Below are 15,759 nucleotides of genomic sequence, written 5' to 3'. Positions count from 1 at the left end.
GGGCCCCGCGTCCACGGCGTCACGATCCGGCGAGTTCGGCCTCGATCAGGTCGGCGGCGCGGAGCGTCCCGCCCTCGCGGGCCATGGACTCCTGGATCTCCCGTGCGCGGCGGGCCACTTCGGGATCTCCGAGGAGGGCCAGCATGGCCGTGCGGAGCCGTTCGGGGGTGACCTCGTCCATCGGCAGGTGGCGGGCCACGCCCAGGGACTGGAGCATGTCCGCGTTCCCGAACTGGTCGACGGCCTGCGGCACGGCCACCATCGGGGTGCCCGTGGCCAGGCCTTCCTGGCTGCCGCCCGCGCCCGCGTGGGTCACGAAGCCGTCGGCCTGCCGCAGGATCGCCAACTGGGGCACCCAGGAGCGCACTTCGACGTTGGACGGCACGGTGCCCAGCTCGGCCGGGTCGACGAACTTCCCGATCTGCAGGACGACATGCCAGCCGGGGAGCCCGGCGAAGGCCTCGACGCAGTCCCGGTAGAAGCCGGGCAGCTTGGTGAACGCGGAGCCGAGCGAGACCAGGACGACCTTCTCCGCGTCCGCCGGCCGCTGCCACGTGCCCTGTTCGGCACGCTCGCCCTGACAGGCGCCGACGAAGGTGTAGACGGACTCGTCGACGCGGTCGGCCTGCGGCTGGAGCGCCTTCGGGATCAGCACGATCGCGCGGCGCGGGCGGGCGACGAAACGGTCCGGGTCGGTGTCGATGCCGTGCTCGGCGAGCCAGTCCGCGAACCGCGTGTAGTACGCCTTGCCGCGCGGTGAGGCCTTGAGCTCGGCGAGCATCGGCTCGGCGACCTCCTCCTCGTACCCCTCCCAGGGCACCAGGTTCGGCCACAGGGAGACGGCGGGCACGCCCCAGGAGTGGGCGAGGACGGGGGCGGGGTAGGAGGTGATGTCGTGGAGGACGAGGTCCGGCCGGTCCCGGTCGAAGGCCTCGGCGAGCTGGGGGAGTGCCTGCTCGGCGTCGCGCAGGAAGGGTTCGAGGTTGTCGATCAGTTCCGTGCCCCAGGCGTCCGGGTCGTCGTCGGTCGGCAGGGTCGAGGTGTAGACGACGGGCGTGGCCCCCGTCGCCGCGACCTTCTCGGCGAATGAGGCGGGCACGGCGTAGCTGACGCGGTGGCCACGGGCGACGAGCTCACGGATGACCTCCAGGCTCGGGTTCACGTGGCCGTGGGCGGCGATGGAGAACATGGCGATGTGCGCGCGGGACGCGGTGGTGGTCATGACGACCACAGTAGACGAGACGATACGTATCGTCTACTCGATTCTGTGCGACTCAGCTTCCCGGGGTGGCCGCCGGGGGAGTGAGCCGTGGCGCGGTCCAGTCGGCGTGCCGCAGGATCGCGCGGACGGTCACCCCCGACGGGGCCACCCGGAGCGCGGTGTCGCGCAGGGCGACGGCGAGGGGGTGGCTGAGCCGCTGGCCCATCCGGCCGGCCTGCCGCGCGGCCCGGGCGACGGCCTGGCTGCGGGGACGCCGCTCGGCGTCGTACCGCACCAGCGCCGCGTCGACGCCCGCCGCGGCGCCCGGCTGGGAGGCGGTCCGCCGCCGCCCGGGACCCGACTCGGCCGCGAGCGCGGCGGCCAGGGTCACCGCGTCCTCCAGCGCCTGGCAGGCGCCCTGGCCGAGATTCGGGGTCATGGCGTGCGCGGCGTCACCGAGCAGGGCGAGCCGCCCGGCGACGAAGGAGGGGAGAGGGGTGACGAGTTCATGGATGTCGTGATGCAGTACGGCCCCGGGGCGAGTGGCGTCGAGCAGGGCGGGAATCGGTGCGTGCCAGCCCCCGAAACGGCGGCGCGTCTCGGCCAGGGGGTCGGGGAAGCGCACGCCGGGCGGCGAGTTGAGTACGGCGTGCCACTCGGCACGGCCGTCGGCGAACGCGATGTGGCCGAACTCGGCGCCCCGGCCCCACGTCAGCTCGAAGTCGGAGGCGAGCGTGACCGGGCGGTCCGTGATCGCGCGCAGCACGGTCGACCCGCTGTACGCCGGGCCGGGATGGTCTGGGGCCACCAGCGCGCGGAGGCGGCTGCGCACCCCGTCGGCGGCCACGACCAGGTCGGCTTCACGCGCGCTGCCCCCGCTGCCGCTGCCGCTTTCGGTGGTCGTGGACACCCGCGCGCGGCGCGGATCGGACAGGTCGACCGCCGTGACCTCGGCGCCGGTGACCACGCATCCGGCGGGCAGGGCCGCCCGCAGTGCCCGGTGCAGCGCCGCGCGCGGGATGCCGACGATCGGCGTGCCCAGTGCCCGTTCCAGCGCGGCGCCGTCCATCCGGGCCAGCCGGCCGCCGGCCGGGGTGCGCGTGCCTCCGGTGTACTGGGGCCGGGCCGCCCGGCGTACGGCCTCGCCGACGCCGAGGGCGTCCAGGGCGCGCATCCCGTTGGCGTGCAGCGAGATGCCGGCCCCCATGTCGTCGAGGACGGCGGCGCGTTCGAGGACGGTCACCTCCCAGCCGATCCGCCGGAGTCCGATCGCCGTGGCCAGCCCTCCGATGCCGCCGCCGACCACCACCGCGTACCCGCTCATGCCCAGCTCCCTCCGTCGGTCACAGATAGCCGCCGCCTTCTACACCTGTAGAAGGCGGCCGCGGCAGCACCGTACACCTCGCCTCTACAGGTGTAGAAAGGGGGGATGACCGCCGACCGACGCACCCTCCTCGCCGACACCGCCATCGACGTCCTCGCCGCGCAGGGCATGCGAGGGCTCACCCACCGGGCGGTGGACCGCGCCGCCGACCTGCCGTCCGGGACCACCTCCGCGTACTACCGCACCCGCCAGGCGCTCCTCACCGCGCTCGTCGGCCGTCTGGTCGCGCTCGACCAGGCCGAGCTGCAGGAGGCGGGGGAGCGTGTGCCGGTCCCTCGGAACGCGGCGGAACTGGCCGTCGGACTCGCCGAGTTCACCCGGCGGCGGCTCACCGGTGAGGGGCGCCGGCGCTCCCTCGCGCGCTACGCCTGCGCCCTGGAGAGCGTGCACCACCCGGAGCTGCGGGAGATCCTCGTGCCGCGTGACAACGCGGGCCGGCGGATCGTCCGGGACTTCCTTGCCGCGCACGGCGCCGCGGGGCCCGAGGGTGCCGACGAACGGACCGTCACCCTGCTGACCTGCGTGGACGGTCTGGTCTTCGACCGTCTCGTCAACGGCGGGACCGTCTCCGTCGAAGAGGTGGGGCGGCTGGTCGCCGCGGCGATGCGCTGAGTTCATGGCCAGTCCCCACCGGCGATGAACTGTCCATGCCAAAATGTGGCCTGTCGCGCACCACGCCGTCCGACCCAGGGGACACAGTGAAGACAAAGGTGTACGCCACCAGGGGCGCGGTCGCCCTCGCCGGCGCCCTCATGATGATCATCGCCGTACCGAGCAGCGCCTTCGCCGCACCGCCCCCACCGCTGCCCGCCAACGCGGACGGACTGGAGCAGACGTTCCAGCCGGCCTACGACTACGACACCGACGGCTGCTACTCCACCGCCGCGATCGGTCCCGACGGCACGATCAACGGCGGGCTCAAGCCGTCCGGCGCGCTCAACGGCCAGTGCCGTGACTCCTGGGACCTCACCCAGACCAACGGCTACTCCCGCGCGAAGTGCAACAACGGCTGGTGCGCCATCCTCTACGGCCTGTACTTCGAGAAGGACCAGGCCGTCATCGGCAGCGGCCTCGGCGGCCACCGCCACGACTGGGAGCACGTCGTGGTGTGGGTGCAGAACAACCAGGCGCAGTACGTCTCCACGTCCGCGCACGGCAACTTCAACACCTACGGCCGGGACGCGATCCGCTGGGACGGCACCCACCCCAAGGTCGTCTACCACAAGGACGGCATCGGGACGCACTGCTTCCGCCCCGCCAACTCCAACGACGAGCCGCCGGAGAACCACCAGCACACCTGGCAGTTCCCGAGCCTGGTCGGCTGGAACGGCTACCCGGCCGGACTGCGCGACAAGCTGAGCCAGGCCGACTTCGGCAGCGCCGTGTTCGGCCTGAAGGACGGCAACTTCGCCCCCCACCTGGCGAAGGCCAAGCCGGCCGGCATCCCCTTCGACCCGTACGCCTGACGGGTCCGCGCCCCGCCTGAAAAGCCCCGTCCAACAGCCCCGTTCAACAGCCCCGTCCGAACTCGAGGGAGCCGCCGGCCCGCACGCGCCGGTGCCGGCGGCAACCTTTCCCCACCCCCGTGGCGACTACCGTCCGCCCGGCCTTCCCGGCGGGCACCCCCACGGACGGAAGGACGGACGAGATGACCGAGACCCGCAGCAGGGCGAGACACCGCAGGCGCGGAAGGGGGCTGCTGCTCGGCGGACCGGCCGCGCTCGCCGCCGCCGGAGTCCTTGCGTACGGCACGGCCTTCGGCGTGTTCGGCGCGGACGGGCGGCCCGAGGCGACGGCGGCGGACGCACCCGCCTGGGCGCGGGCGGTCGCCGACGGCTTCGCCTCGGTCGACGCGCTGGGGCAGAACGGCACGTACGGCGGCCGGGACGGCCGGACGGTCACCGTCCGGAACCTCGCGGAACTGGAGAAGTACGCCACCGCCCCGGAGCCGTACGTCATCGTCGTGGCGGGGACGATCACGATGAACCCCACGGGCAAGGAGATCAAGGTCGCCTCCGACAAGACCATCGTCGGTTCGGGGACCTCGGGGCACATCGTCGGCGGCGGGTTCTTCCTCGGTCAGGGCGTCCACAACGTCATCATCAGGAACCTGACGATCCGGGACGCGTACCAGGGCGTCTGGAACGACAAGGAGCACGACTTCGACGCCGTCCAGATGGACGGCGCGCACCACGTGTGGATCGACCACAACGACCTGCGGCACATGGCCGACGGCCTCATCGACAGCCGCAAGGACACGACGTACGTCACGGTGTCCTGGAACAGGCTCGGCAACAACAACAAGACCTTCGGCATCGGCTGGACCGAGAACGTCACGGCCGACCTCACGATCCACCACAACTGGTTCCGCGAGACCGAGCAGCGCAACCCGTCCACCGACAACGTCGCCCACGCCCACCTCTACAACAACCTCCTCCAGGACGACGCGGGCACCGGCATCACCTCCGCGTACGGCAACTACGCGCGCGGCAGGACCCGGATGCTCCTGGAGAACAGCGTCTTCCAGGGCGTGAACAACCCGGTGATCAAGGACAGCACGGCGGCGCTCGTGCAGCGCGGCAACGTCTTCACCGGAACCACCGGCCGCAACGAGAGCGGCGGGACGGCCTTCGACCCGAGGAGCTTCTACCCGTACACGCCCGACCCGGCCTCAGCCGTACCGGCGCTGCTCAAGGCGGGCGCCGGTCCGCGGTCCACGATCGGCACCGCCGGCGCGGCGGGAACGGAGGCGGCCGCCGCCCCCACCGTGCTCACCGTCGCCAAGGACGGCACGGGGCGGTTCACCGGCGTCCAGAAGGCCGTCGACGCCGTGCCGGCGGGCAACAGCTCACCCGTGGTGATCCGGATCGCCCCCGGGGTCTACCGGGAGACGGTCAAGGTCCCCGCGACCAAGCCCCACGTCACCCTCGAAGGCACCGGCGGCAGCCGCAAGGACACCGTCATCGTCGAGGGCCACGCCTCCGGGATGACGAAGCCCGACGGCTCGGGAACGTACGGGACGGGCGGCAGCGCCACCGTCGCCGTCGAGGCGGACGACTTCCGGGCGCACAACCTCACCGTCTCCAACGACTTCGACGAGGCCGCGCACCAGAACCTCGACGGGCACCAGGCGGTCGCCCTGCGCACCGCCGCCGACCGGGTCGTGCTCGACGGCGTCATCGTCAGCGGGGACCAGGACACGCTCCTCCTCGACACGGCCGCGAAGGACAGGATCGGCCGGGTGTACATGACCGGCTCCTACGTCATCGGCAACGTCGACTTCGTCTTCGGGCGCGCCACGGCCGTCATCGACCGGTCCGTCCTCACCCTCAAGAAGCGCTGGGACGGCTCCTCGGCCGGGTACGTCACCGCGCCGAGCACCGCGGCCGGCCGCAAGGGCTTCCTCATCAGCCGTTCCACCGTCAACGGCGACGTAGGCGCGGGAACGTTCTTCCTCGGACGGCCCTGGCACGCGGGCGGGGACGCGAGCCTCTCCCCGCAGACCACGGTCCGTGACAGCGTCCTGAGCGCCGCCGTCAAGCCGGCGCCCTGGACGGACATGGGCGGCTTCTCCTGGAAGTCCGACCGCTTCGCCGAGTACCGCAACACGGGCCCGGGCGCGGGCTCACCGAGCCCGAACCGCCCCCACCTGACCGCCACCGACGCCGCGGCCCAGGACATCCCCCACTGGCTGGGCGACTGGACCCCGCCCGTGGGCTGACGGCAGGTCAGGACCTGTGCGGTCACAGGTCAGAGCCTGTGCGGGTGACCAGTCGCACGCGAGTGCCATGCGATCATTCTGGAGCCCCGCGGTGGGGCGGGAGTGACGTGTGAGACGAGGGGGACGTTGTGGGCGCGGGTGGGGAGCGGGACGGCGGCGGGTCGTCCGTGCCGGACGAGGCATGGGAGCAGTTCCTGAGGGATTCCGTGGACGGCGTCGCGGACGCCCCCAGGGAGCCCTCGGCGCGTGCCCGGGCCGTCGCCGAGCGGCTGCGGGACCAGCCCGCGGGGACGCAGGGCTGGCGCACGCACACGCCGCCCCCGCCCCGGCGGAGGAAGGGCTGGTACGTGGTCGGACTGCTGGCGGCCGTCGCCCTGCTCGTCGTGGCGTTCGACCCCTGGCGGATGATCGGCTCGTCCACGGACGAGGGCACGCCCGGACCGCCGCTCGCCCTGGAGTCGGACCGTCCGACGGAGGCGCCGCCCATGGAGCCCGACCGGCGCGGCACGCTCGACGAGCCGTTCCGGGGCTCGCCCGCGGCGCTGTGGGCCGACGGCGCGGCCGGGATCTCCGTCCCGGCCGCCCGGGCGACCGGCTGGATGAACCAGGCGCAGGTGGAGAAGGCGCTCCGGCAGACCCGCGACTTCCTCGCCGCGTCCAGCCTGGACGCGGCCGTGCTGCGCGGCGAACGCCCCGCCAGGGCGATCGCCCTGATCAACCCGCACCAGCGGGACATCAAGGACTACCTCGCCGCCGCCTTCCGGACGCCCAGCGAGGAGAACGACCCGCTCCTCCTTTTCAGCCGCTACCGAACGGACCACGCCCGCCTGGTCGGTGACGTCGTCAAGACCCGGGGCCGGATCACGTACCGCGAAGGCAAGCGCGGCGCGGTCCAGGTGGCGACCGACGTCACCTACGTGTACCCGTTCGTGGCGGCGGAGGCCGGCAGCGACGAGGTCGTGCGGACCATCGTGCGCCGAGAGATCGTGGTGAACTGGGACGACCCCGCGAAGATCGTCACCCAGCCGGGTACCTTCTCCATCGTGTCGTACAAGCTCGACATGACCAACGGCGGCTGCGACAACCACACCGGCTACCTCGCCCCGGAGTTCGACGAGGACGGGAACGCCACCGGCCCGGAGACCGGCGAGGCCGTCGACCCGTACGACCGCTCCAAGGCGATCGCCGACGGGACGCCGGCCACGGACGACGGCTGCCGTACGGCGACGCGCTCGTAGCCGTCCGGCGAGAAGGGGGCCCCGGCGGGCATCGTCCGCCGGGGCCCCCTTCCCCGGGGGACGGGAGGTGTCTGGAGCATGGTCACGAGGGCCCGTGGAGGGCACGATGGGGGCCATTCGGGAGGCGGCCGGCGGTGATCGGCCGCCCGGCCGACCGGAACCGGAAGGGACGAGCCCACCCCATGCCCCAGCACTACGGCGACTACCAGCACGAGATCTACTTCGACGGACTCTTCGGCGTGCTCCCCACCCTGCCGATGACCTTCGCCGAACTGGAGGAGAGGGCACGGGCCGCGCTCCCTCCCTCGGTGTGGTCGTACGTGGCCGGCGGCGCGGGTGACGAGTACACCCAGGAGGCCAACGTCGCGGCGTTCCGGAACTGGGGGCTGGTGCCCCGCATGATGGTCGGCGCCGACCGGCGCGACCTGACCGTCGACCTGTTCGGACTCACGCTGCCGTCACCGCTGTTCATGGCCCCGGTCGGGGTGATAGGTCTCTGCGCCCAGGACGGGCACGGCGACCTGGCCACGGCACGCGCCGCCGCCCGGACCGGCGTGCCCATGATCGCCTCGACCCTCACCGCCGACCCGATGGAGGACGTCGCCGCCGAGTTCGGCGACACGCCGGGCTTCTTCCAGCTCTACACCCCCACCGACCGCGATCTCGCGGAGAGCCTCGTGCACCGGGCCGAGGCCGCCGGGTTCAAGGGCATCGTCGTCACGCTCGACACCTGGATCACCGGGTGGCGGCCCCGGGACCTGGGCACCGGCAACTTCCCCCAGCTGCGCGGCCACGCGCTCGCGAACTACACCTCCGACCCCGTCTTCCGGGCCCGCCTCGCGAAGACGCCCGAGGAGGACCCGCGCGCCGCCGTCCTGGAGTGGGTGGGCGTCTTCGGCAAGCCGCTCGTCTGGGACGACCTGGCGTGGCTCCGCTCGCTCACCGACCTGCCGATCGTCCTGAAGGGGATCTGCCACCCGGAGGACGTGCGCCGGGCCAGGGACGGCGGGGTGGACGGCATCTACTGCTCCAACCACGGCGGCCGCCAGGCCAACGGCGGGCTGCCCGCGCTCGACGCGCTGCCCGGTGTGGTGGCCGCCGCCGACGGCCTTCCCGTGCTCTTCGACTCCGGGGTCCGTAGCGGCGCCGACGTCGTCAAGGCGCTCGCCCTGGGGGCCACGGCGGTCGGCGTCGGCCGCCCGTACGCGTACGGACTCGCTCTCGGCGGCACGGACGGCATCGTCCACGTCCTCCGCTCGCTCCTGGCGGAGGCGGACCTGATCATGGCCGTGGACGGCTATCCCGCCCTCGCGGACCTCCGGGCGGAGGGAGCGCTGAGGGCGGTTCGTGGCTAGCTAGCGGGAGGCAGGCTGGGTGACGTCGTCGAGGGCGGCGAGTTCGGCGTTCGCCCTTGCGGTGACATGGGCGAGGGCCCGCGCGGCGAGCTCCCGCTCGGTGGTCGACAGCCCGCCGTAGAGCCGGTCGGCCAGCGCGGCCACGGCCTCACGGAACCCCCGGTGGATCCGATCGCCCTCGTCGCTGAGGGTCAGCTTGTCGGTCGGGGACGGCTTGTCGGCAGGGGACACCGGGTCCCCGTCGATCAGTCCGGCCGCGGTGAGTTCGTCGAGCAGGGCGTGGCCCTCGGCGGCGTCGATCTTGAGCGTGGCGACCATACGGGTCACGGCGGTGGCGCGGTCGAGCCCGTCGGCGGCGGCGTTGAGCGCCACGGACTGGTGGAAGGTCAGGCCGGAGGCGGCGAGGAGCCGATCCCGGACGGCGGCGATCGCGTGGTACGTGATGCCGATCAGCTGGCCGTTGAGGAGGGGGAGGGGCGCGGTCATGGCGTGGTCTCCAGGTGAGTGGGCGAGCGGGGTTCGGCATGTCTGAAGCGGAGAGACCTCCGCTTGTTGGCATGGCGCAACAGTAAGCGGAGGCGTCTCCGATTATCAAGAGATAACCGGAGACGCCTCCGCTACGTCCGCTACGCTCGACCCCATGACCGCCCCCACCGGGCGCGCCCCCACCGAGCGCGCCGACGCCGCCCGCAACCGCCTCCGCATCCTCGACGCCGCCCGGCGTCGACTCGCGGCGGACGGCTTCGCCGAACTCTCCCTGGACGCCGTGGCCAAGGACGCGGGGGTGGGGGTCGGCACGGTCTACCGGCGCTTCCGCAGCAAGGCGGGCCTCGTCTACTCGCTGATCGAGGACAACGAGGCCCGCTTCCAGGAAGAGTTCGCGCGGCACTGCGCGGACGACGCCCCGTCGGCCCACGACAGGCTGCGCGCCTTCCTCCACGGCCTGGCCGAACTCGTCGAGGACAACCGCGAGTTGCTGCTCCTGGCCGAGGCGAGCGTCCCGGCGGGGCGCTACCACAGCGCCCCGTTCCGCCGGCATCACGAGCAGATCGTCGGCATGCTCACGGAGCTCGCCCCCGGCGTGGACGCCGCGTACGTCGCGGACCTGCTCCTCATGGCGTTCACGCCGGGCCTGTTCGACTTCCAGCGCACCGAGCGCGGCTGGGACGTGGCCCGCATCAAGGGCGGCCTCGACACGGTGCTCGCCGGCCTCGCGGAGACGGGCGGCCCGGCCCGGGACGCGGGCGGGACGGACGGCGCCGGCGGGGGGAGCGAAGGCTGACGGGCGCGTCGCTCAGCCGGCCGACTCCTCCCCGAAACTGGCGAAGTACGCGGCGGCCATGTCCTCGTCGCCGTGGCCCCGCGCCGCCGCGCGGGCGAAGCGCGCGGCTCCGGCGGCGGCGACGTCGAGGCGGACGCCGTGCCGGAGCCCCGCCTCGACGATCAGCTCGGCGTCCTTCGCCGCCGTGGTCACCGCGAAGCTGGGCGGCGACAGGCGGTCCTCCAGGACGAGCGCGGCCTTGGCGTGCAGATAGCCCATGTCGAGCGGCCCGCCCGCGATCACGTCGAAGAAGTTCCGCGGGTCCACCCCCAGGGCCTTGGACAGGGCCAGGGCCTCACCGGCCGCGTTGGTGGCGGCGAGGACCCAGCTGTTGGCCACCAGCTTGAGCCGGGTGGCGGCCCCGGAGGCCCCGTCCTCACCGGACCACACGGTACGGGCGCCGACGGCCTCCAGTACCGGCGCGACGGCCTCCCGGCCGTCGACGGGGCCCGCCGCCAGTACGGTCAGCAGGCCCGCCTCCGCGGGCTCGCGGGTCCCGAGGACGGGCGCGTCGTAGAAGAGGAGCCCGTGCTCGCGCGCGACCTCCGCCAGCTCCTCGACGCTCTCCACCCCCACGGTCGTGGACTGCACCCAGGCGGCCCCCGGCCGGAGCCCGGCCGCGGCCGCCCGCATGGCCCCGAGCACGGCGGGACCGTCGTGCAGCATCGTGAGGACGACGTCCGCGCCCCGTACCGCCGCGTCGGGCGTGTCGGCGACGAACGCCCCCTCGGCGGCGAGCGGTTCCGCCTTGACCCGGGTCCGGTTCCAGACCTGGACGGCGAGCCCCGCCCGCAGGAGATTGCGGGCCATCGCGGACCCCATGATTCCGGTGCCCAGGACACCCACGGTGAGCTTGTCGGTCATGACGTCACTTCCTGTTCCGATGAGGACGGCGCGGTGGTGATGATCAAGACGACCGTACGGCTCCGGCGGCCGCGCAACGCGCCCGGGGTCGACCTCAGTTGAGGGTGTCGGGGTCCGGTCCGGTGCGCAGCCCGCGGTCGAGAGCGGCGAGGGCGCTCATCTCCTCGTCGGAGAGCGCGAAGTCGAAGACGTCGATGTTCTCGCGGATGCGCGCGGGGGTGACGGACTTCGGAATCACGACGTTCCCGAGCTGGAGGTGCCAGCGGAGCACCACCTGCGCGGGGGACCTGCCGTGCCGCGCGGCGATCTCCCCGATGGCCGGGTCGGCCAGGACGGCGCCCTGGGCGAGCGGGCTCCACGCCTCGGTGACGATGGAGTGGGCCGCGTGCAGGTCGCGGAGTTCGCGCTGCTGGAGCGCCGGGTGCAGCTCGATCTGGTTGACGGCCGGTACGAGGTCGCTGCTGTCGAGCAGCCGCTCCAGGTGCGCGGGCTGGAAGTTGGACACGCCGGCGGCCCGGACGCGCCCGTCGGCGACCAGCTTCTCCATCGCCCGCCAGGTGTCGACGTACAGGTCACGGGCGGGGGTGGGCCAGTGGACGAGGTACAGGTCGACGTGGTCGAGGCCCAGCTTGGCGAGGCTGTCGTCGAAGGCGCGCAGCGTGTTGTCGTACCCCTGGTCGGCGTTCCAGAGCTTGGTGGTCACGAACAGCTCGTCGCGGGCGATGCCCGAGGCGGCGAGCGCACGTCCGACGCCGGCCTCGTTGCCGTAGACGGCGGCGGTGTCGATCGAGCGGTAGCCCGCGTCGAGGGCGTGGCTCACGGCGGCGGTGGTGTCGGCGTCGGGCACCTGGAAGACGCCGAAGCCGAGCTGCGGGATCTCCACGCCGTTGCCGAGGGTGACGGTGGGGATGGTGGTCATGGCGGTACTGCTTTCTCTCCGGTCTCTTACGGAGGTGGTTCCGGTACGGGTCAGGCGAGGGCGGCGGTGGCTGTGGCCGCGAAGGCGTGGTCCTGCTCCGGCGCGCCGCCGCCGACGCCGACGGCGCCGATGAGGTGGCCGTCGCGGTGGACCGGCACGCCGCCGGCGATGAAGAGGAGCGGCCGGTCGAGGGCGGTGGTGAGGGAGTGGAACGGGCCGTCGGGCTTGACGAGGTCGACGAGGTCGGCGGTGGGGGAGTCGAGCTGGAGGGCGGTGTAGGCCTTGCGGGTGCTGGTCTCGCCGGAGATCAGGACGGCGCGGTCGTCGCGGCGGAAGGCGAGCGGATGGCCCCCGGCGTCGAGGACGGTGACGCTGACCGCGACTCCGGCGGCGTCGGCGGCGCGCCGGGCGGCGGTGAGCAGGATCTCGGCGTCGTGGGTGGTCAGCGGGGCGACGGTGGTGGCGTTCATGGAACGTTTCTCCCGGGAGGTGATCAGTGGTGTACGGGCTCAGTGGTGCGGGTGATCAGTGGTGTACGGGTCAGTGGTGTATGGGTCAGTGGTGTACGGGGACGCGGGTCTCGGCGGCGGCCACGACGGCATCGGTCGCGGGGGTCCGGCGCTCCAGCGCGGCGGACCAGAGGGCGAGGCCGAGTGCGGCGGCGGCGAGGAGGGCACCGACCCAGTTCGGTGCGGTGTAGCCGAGACCGGCGGCGATGACGAGGCCGCCGAGCCAGGCGGCGAGGGCGTTGCCGAGGTTGAAGGCGCCGATGTTGACGGCGGAGGCCAGCGTGGGCGCTCCGTGGGCCTGGTCGAGGACGCGCTTCTGCAGCGGCGGGACGGTGGCGAAGCCGAGCGCCCCCACGAGGAAGACGGCGATCGCGGCGAGGACCTTGTCGTGGGCGATGACGGTGAACAGGGCGAGGACGATCGCGAGCCCGCCGAGTGCGGCGTACAGCAGGGGCATCAGCGCGCGGTCCGCGAACCGGCCGCCGAGCAGGTTGCCGAGGAACATGCCGACGCCGAAGAGGACCAGGAGCCAGGTGACCGAGCCCTCGGAGTAGCCGGCGATCTCGGTCATCATGGGCGCGATGTAGGTGATCGCGGCGAACACGCCGCCGAAGCCGAGCACGGTCATCGCCATGGCGAGCAGCACCTGCGGGTTGCGGAAGGCCTTCAGTTCGCCGCGCAGGTGGGCGCCTTCGGGGCGGGGCATGGCGGGAACGAGCCGGGCGATGCCGAGCAGCCCGATGACGCCGAGCGCGGCGACGACGGCGAAGGTGGTGCGCCAGCCGACGGCCTGCCCGATGAAGGTGCCGAGCGGTACGCCGACGATGTTGGCGACGGTGAGGCCGGTGAACATGGTGGCGATGGCGCCGGCCTTCTTGTCCGGGGCGACGAGGTCGGCGGCGACGACGGACCCGATGCCGAAGAACGAACCGTGCGCGAGCGAGGCGATCACGCGCCCGGCCACCATCATCCCGAAGCTGGGGGCGACCGCGGAGAGTACGTTGCCGACCACGAACAGTCCGAGCAGCAGCATGAGCATCCGCTTGCGGCTCACCTTGCTGCCGAGCACGGTCAGCAGCGGCGCGCCGACGACGACGCCGAGCGCGTAGCCGGTGACGAGCAGGCCCGCGGTGGGGATGGAGACGCCGTAGTCCCCGGCGATGTCGGGCAACAACCCCATGACGACGAACTCGGTCGTGCCGATCCCGAAAGCCCCGACGGCGAGGGCGAGGAGTGCGAGCGGCATGGCTCAACCTTCCTGATTGCTTGAAGAAGCGCTTTACGTGCAACAACAATAGTTGCATACGCGCTATAAATGCAATCGCGGCTAGTCCGTGTGCTCGGGATGGCGGTGGTTGCATGCATGTGCTCAGGGGTGGGGACGGTCGAAGGGGCGGGTCCCGGCGCTGCCGGGACCCGCCCCCTTCGACCGCTCGGCTCGGAGATCAGGCCAGAGCGAGCGCCCTCGTGAACTGTCGTGGCGCCGGCGCCGTACCTCCCGACGTCGGCTTGGCGGCCGCCGTAGCGGGCTCCTCGTCCCCTCGCAGGAGGCAGACCAGCGAAGTCCGGGCGCGGGCGACGCGCGAGCGGACCGTGCCGACCGGGCAGCCGATGGCGTCCGCGGCCTCGGCGTAGGGCAGGCCCAGGAGCTGGGTCAGGACGAACGCGTCGCGCCGTTCGGCCGGGATCGAGGCAAGGAGTTCGGCGAGGGCCACCCCGTCCTCGAATCCGGGCAGGCCCAGCGGCTGGGTGTGCTCCGCCTCCGCCTGCCAGTCGTCGCGGTCGGACAGGCGGGGGCGGGCAGCGGCGTGACGCAGGCTGTCGACCACGGTGCGGCGGGCTATGGAAAGAATCCAGGTGCGGGCGGAGGACCGCCCCTGGAACCGGGGCAGCGCCGCGATCGCGCGCAGGAAGACCTCCTGGGTGAGGTCGTCGGCCGCCTGACGGTCCGCGCTCAGGTACGCCACGTACCGCCACACGTCGCGGTGCAGGGCGCGGACGAACAGGTCGGCCTTGGCGGGGTCGCCGTCGCGCGCGGCGAGCGCGAGCAGGGTCGTCGCCGCGTCGGTTTCGCCGTCCGGCGTGGAGGGGGAACGAGAGGGCTTTCGCCGTCCCTGGTGGAGGGTGTCGTGGGCAGGAGTCATCGCCACAAGTCCTTACGAGGCAAGGGAATCCGGCGGCGCGCGCGGGCGCACGGCTGTGCCGGTGAAGGGGTCGCGGCCTGCCGTGGCGGCAGGGCCGATGCCCGAGCGACGGCGACGAGGGTCGTGTGCCGTCAGGCCCGGGGAGCCGGCTGTCAGGAGACAGCGAGTGCTCGTGGCGGACCCCGGGAGATGACGGAATGGGCGAGGAGAAGCTGCCGGGGAGCGCGCTCGTCACCGGCGCGAACGGGCCGGATCCGAGGACGCCGCGGAGGCGCGGGGACGACGGCGACGAGCAGGAGCCACAGCGGCCACGCGGGCCGGAAGCGCCACAGGGGCAGGGAACGCAGGAGACGGAAGGCGGCGCGCTCGCCGTACGCCATCCACAGACCGCTCAGGAGCGCGGCGAGGAGGTGCGCGGACAACATCCCGAGGGACGAGGACATGTTTGTCATGTCGTGGGCGACGGCCTCGGCGCCCGGGGGTGCGTGACCCATCGCCCCGTGCGCCATCGCCATGTGGTCCACGGCCATGTGGCCCATGGCCGTGTGGTCCATGCCCATGGGGCCCATGTCCATCTGCCCGATGCCCATGTGGCCCGTGTCCATGTGCCCCATGGCCGCGTGAGCCATCGCCGTCTGATCCGTCGTCAACTGATCCGTCGCGGGCTGACGCGGCGGGCGGGCCTCCTGCTGCTGGGACCAGGAGAACCCCGTGTGCAGCACGCTCTGCACCGCCACGGTCGCCGCCGTCACCGCCCCGAGGCCGCGCTCGCGCCCCGCGAGGATCCAGGCGACGACGAGGGTCCCCGCGAGCGCGAGTCCGAGCGCGGGTGCGGGCAGGTCCTGGCCCGACATCAGGACGTGACCGGTGGCCGCGAGCAGCACACAGACGGCCGCGAACATCGCGGCCCGCACTCCTCGCGAACATCGGCCTGGTGTCATGGCGCGCCCATCCTTGCACTCCTCACCGGAGGCACGAGGGCGGGCACGGCGATCACGGCCGCCCCCTCGACCTGTCGGGTCATCAGTACGCGACTGTGGCGCGGCACACAAGAGCACCTCGGGAACTTCCGGCGCCCTCGCCACGACTTCTCGACGGCGACG

At 72.8% G+C, this 15,759-nt stretch carries 14 protein-coding genes and 1 pseudogene; 6 read left to right on the top strand and 9 right to left on the bottom strand.

Annotated features, from left to right (window positions below; genetic code table 11):
* Positions 1–19: 19 nt before the first annotated feature.
* Positions 20–1,250 (bottom strand): annotated as a pseudogene (gene mgt / locus DEJ43_RS00905) (macrolide-inactivating glycosyltransferase); the annotation flags it as partial.
* A 24-nt stretch (positions 1,251–1,274) separates the two neighbouring features.
* Positions 1,275–2,525, bottom strand: coding sequence for an FAD-dependent monooxygenase (locus tag DEJ43_RS00900; protein WP_071891067.1), 1,251 nt, complete (start codon positions 2,523–2,525; stop codon positions 1,275–1,277).
* A gap of 105 nt (positions 2,526–2,630) precedes the next feature.
* Here DEJ43_RS00900 and DEJ43_RS00895 point away from each other — a divergent pair, with 105 nt between their 5' ends.
* From DEJ43_RS00895 to DEJ43_RS00875, 5 genes are all read left to right on the top strand, one after another.
* Positions 2,631–3,197, top strand: a complete 567-nt coding sequence (locus tag DEJ43_RS00895; RefSeq protein ID WP_015031395.1) for a TetR/AcrR family transcriptional regulator — start codon at positions 2,631–2,633, stop codon at positions 3,195–3,197.
* 140 nt (positions 3,198–3,337) lie between these two features.
* Entirely contained in the window at positions 3,338–4,051 is a 714-nt protein-coding gene (locus DEJ43_RS00890) for an NPP1 family protein (RefSeq protein ID WP_051026000.1), read from the top strand.
* Positions 4,052–4,233: 182 nt separating this feature from the next.
* Positions 4,234–6,306 (top strand): pectinesterase family protein, encoded by a 2,073-nt coding sequence (locus DEJ43_RS00885; protein WP_015031393.1) that lies wholly within the window; start codon positions 4,234–4,236, stop codon positions 6,304–6,306.
* A gap of 128 nt (positions 6,307–6,434) precedes the next feature.
* Positions 6,435–7,544 carry a hypothetical protein gene (locus tag DEJ43_RS00880; protein WP_015031392.1) on the top strand — a complete coding sequence of 370 codons (1,110 nt, stop codon included), beginning with the start codon at positions 6,435–6,437 and terminating at the stop codon, positions 7,542–7,544.
* A 182-nt stretch (positions 7,545–7,726) separates the two neighbouring features.
* Entirely contained in the window at positions 7,727–8,899 is a 1,173-nt protein-coding gene (locus DEJ43_RS00875) for an alpha-hydroxy-acid oxidizing protein (RefSeq protein ID WP_041663410.1), read from the top strand.
* On the opposite strand, the gene DEJ43_RS00870 is transcribed toward DEJ43_RS00875, so the two are convergent.
* The gene (locus DEJ43_RS00870) at positions 8,900–9,385 is read right to left on the bottom strand and encodes a helix-turn-helix domain-containing protein (protein ID WP_015031390.1); all 486 of its coding nucleotides are present in this window, start codon (positions 9,383–9,385) and stop codon (positions 8,900–8,902) included.
* Positions 9,386–9,539: 154 nt separating this feature from the next.
* Here DEJ43_RS00870 and DEJ43_RS00865 point away from each other — a divergent pair, with 154 nt between their 5' ends.
* The gene (locus DEJ43_RS00865; RefSeq protein WP_015031389.1) at positions 9,540–10,181 is read left to right on the top strand and encodes a TetR/AcrR family transcriptional regulator; all 642 of its coding nucleotides are present in this window, start codon (positions 9,540–9,542) and stop codon (positions 10,179–10,181) included.
* Positions 10,182–10,193: 12 nt separating this feature from the next.
* On the opposite strand, the gene DEJ43_RS00860 is transcribed toward DEJ43_RS00865, so the two are convergent.
* From DEJ43_RS00860 to DEJ43_RS00835, 6 genes are all read right to left on the bottom strand, one after another.
* A complete protein-coding gene (locus DEJ43_RS00860; protein WP_015031388.1) occupies positions 10,194–11,084 on the bottom strand; it encodes an NAD(P)-dependent oxidoreductase in 891 nt (296 codons plus the stop codon).
* A 94-nt stretch (positions 11,085–11,178) separates the two neighbouring features.
* A complete protein-coding gene (locus DEJ43_RS00855; RefSeq protein WP_015031387.1) occupies positions 11,179–12,003 on the bottom strand; it encodes an aldo/keto reductase in 825 nt (274 codons plus the stop codon).
* A 50-nt stretch (positions 12,004–12,053) separates the two neighbouring features.
* Complete coding sequence (locus DEJ43_RS00850) at positions 12,054–12,473, bottom strand: GlcG/HbpS family heme-binding protein (RefSeq protein ID WP_015031386.1); 420 nt, start codon at positions 12,471–12,473, stop codon at positions 12,054–12,056.
* Between the two features lie 85 nt (positions 12,474–12,558).
* A complete protein-coding gene (locus DEJ43_RS00845) occupies positions 12,559–13,758 on the bottom strand; it encodes an MFS transporter (protein ID WP_015031385.1) in 1,200 nt (399 codons plus the stop codon).
* Positions 13,759–13,957: 199 nt separating this feature from the next.
* Complete coding sequence (locus DEJ43_RS00840; RefSeq protein WP_078508570.1) at positions 13,958–14,656, bottom strand: sigma-70 family RNA polymerase sigma factor; 699 nt, start codon at positions 14,654–14,656, stop codon at positions 13,958–13,960.
* 152 nt (positions 14,657–14,808) lie between these two features.
* Positions 14,809–15,597: a hypothetical protein gene (locus DEJ43_RS00835; protein ID WP_071891064.1), complete on the bottom strand. Its 789-nt coding sequence runs from the start codon at positions 15,595–15,597 to the stop codon at positions 14,809–14,811.
* Between the last annotated feature and the right edge of the window lie 162 nt (positions 15,598–15,759).

This window comes from Streptomyces venezuelae ATCC 10712 (genome assembly GCF_008639165.1).
GTDB classification, from domain to species: domain Bacteria; phylum Actinomycetota; class Actinomycetes; order Streptomycetales; family Streptomycetaceae; genus Streptomyces; species Streptomyces venezuelae.
The sequence above is the reverse complement of the archived record's forward strand: the minus strand, read 5'-3'. Positions and strand labels throughout refer to the sequence as shown.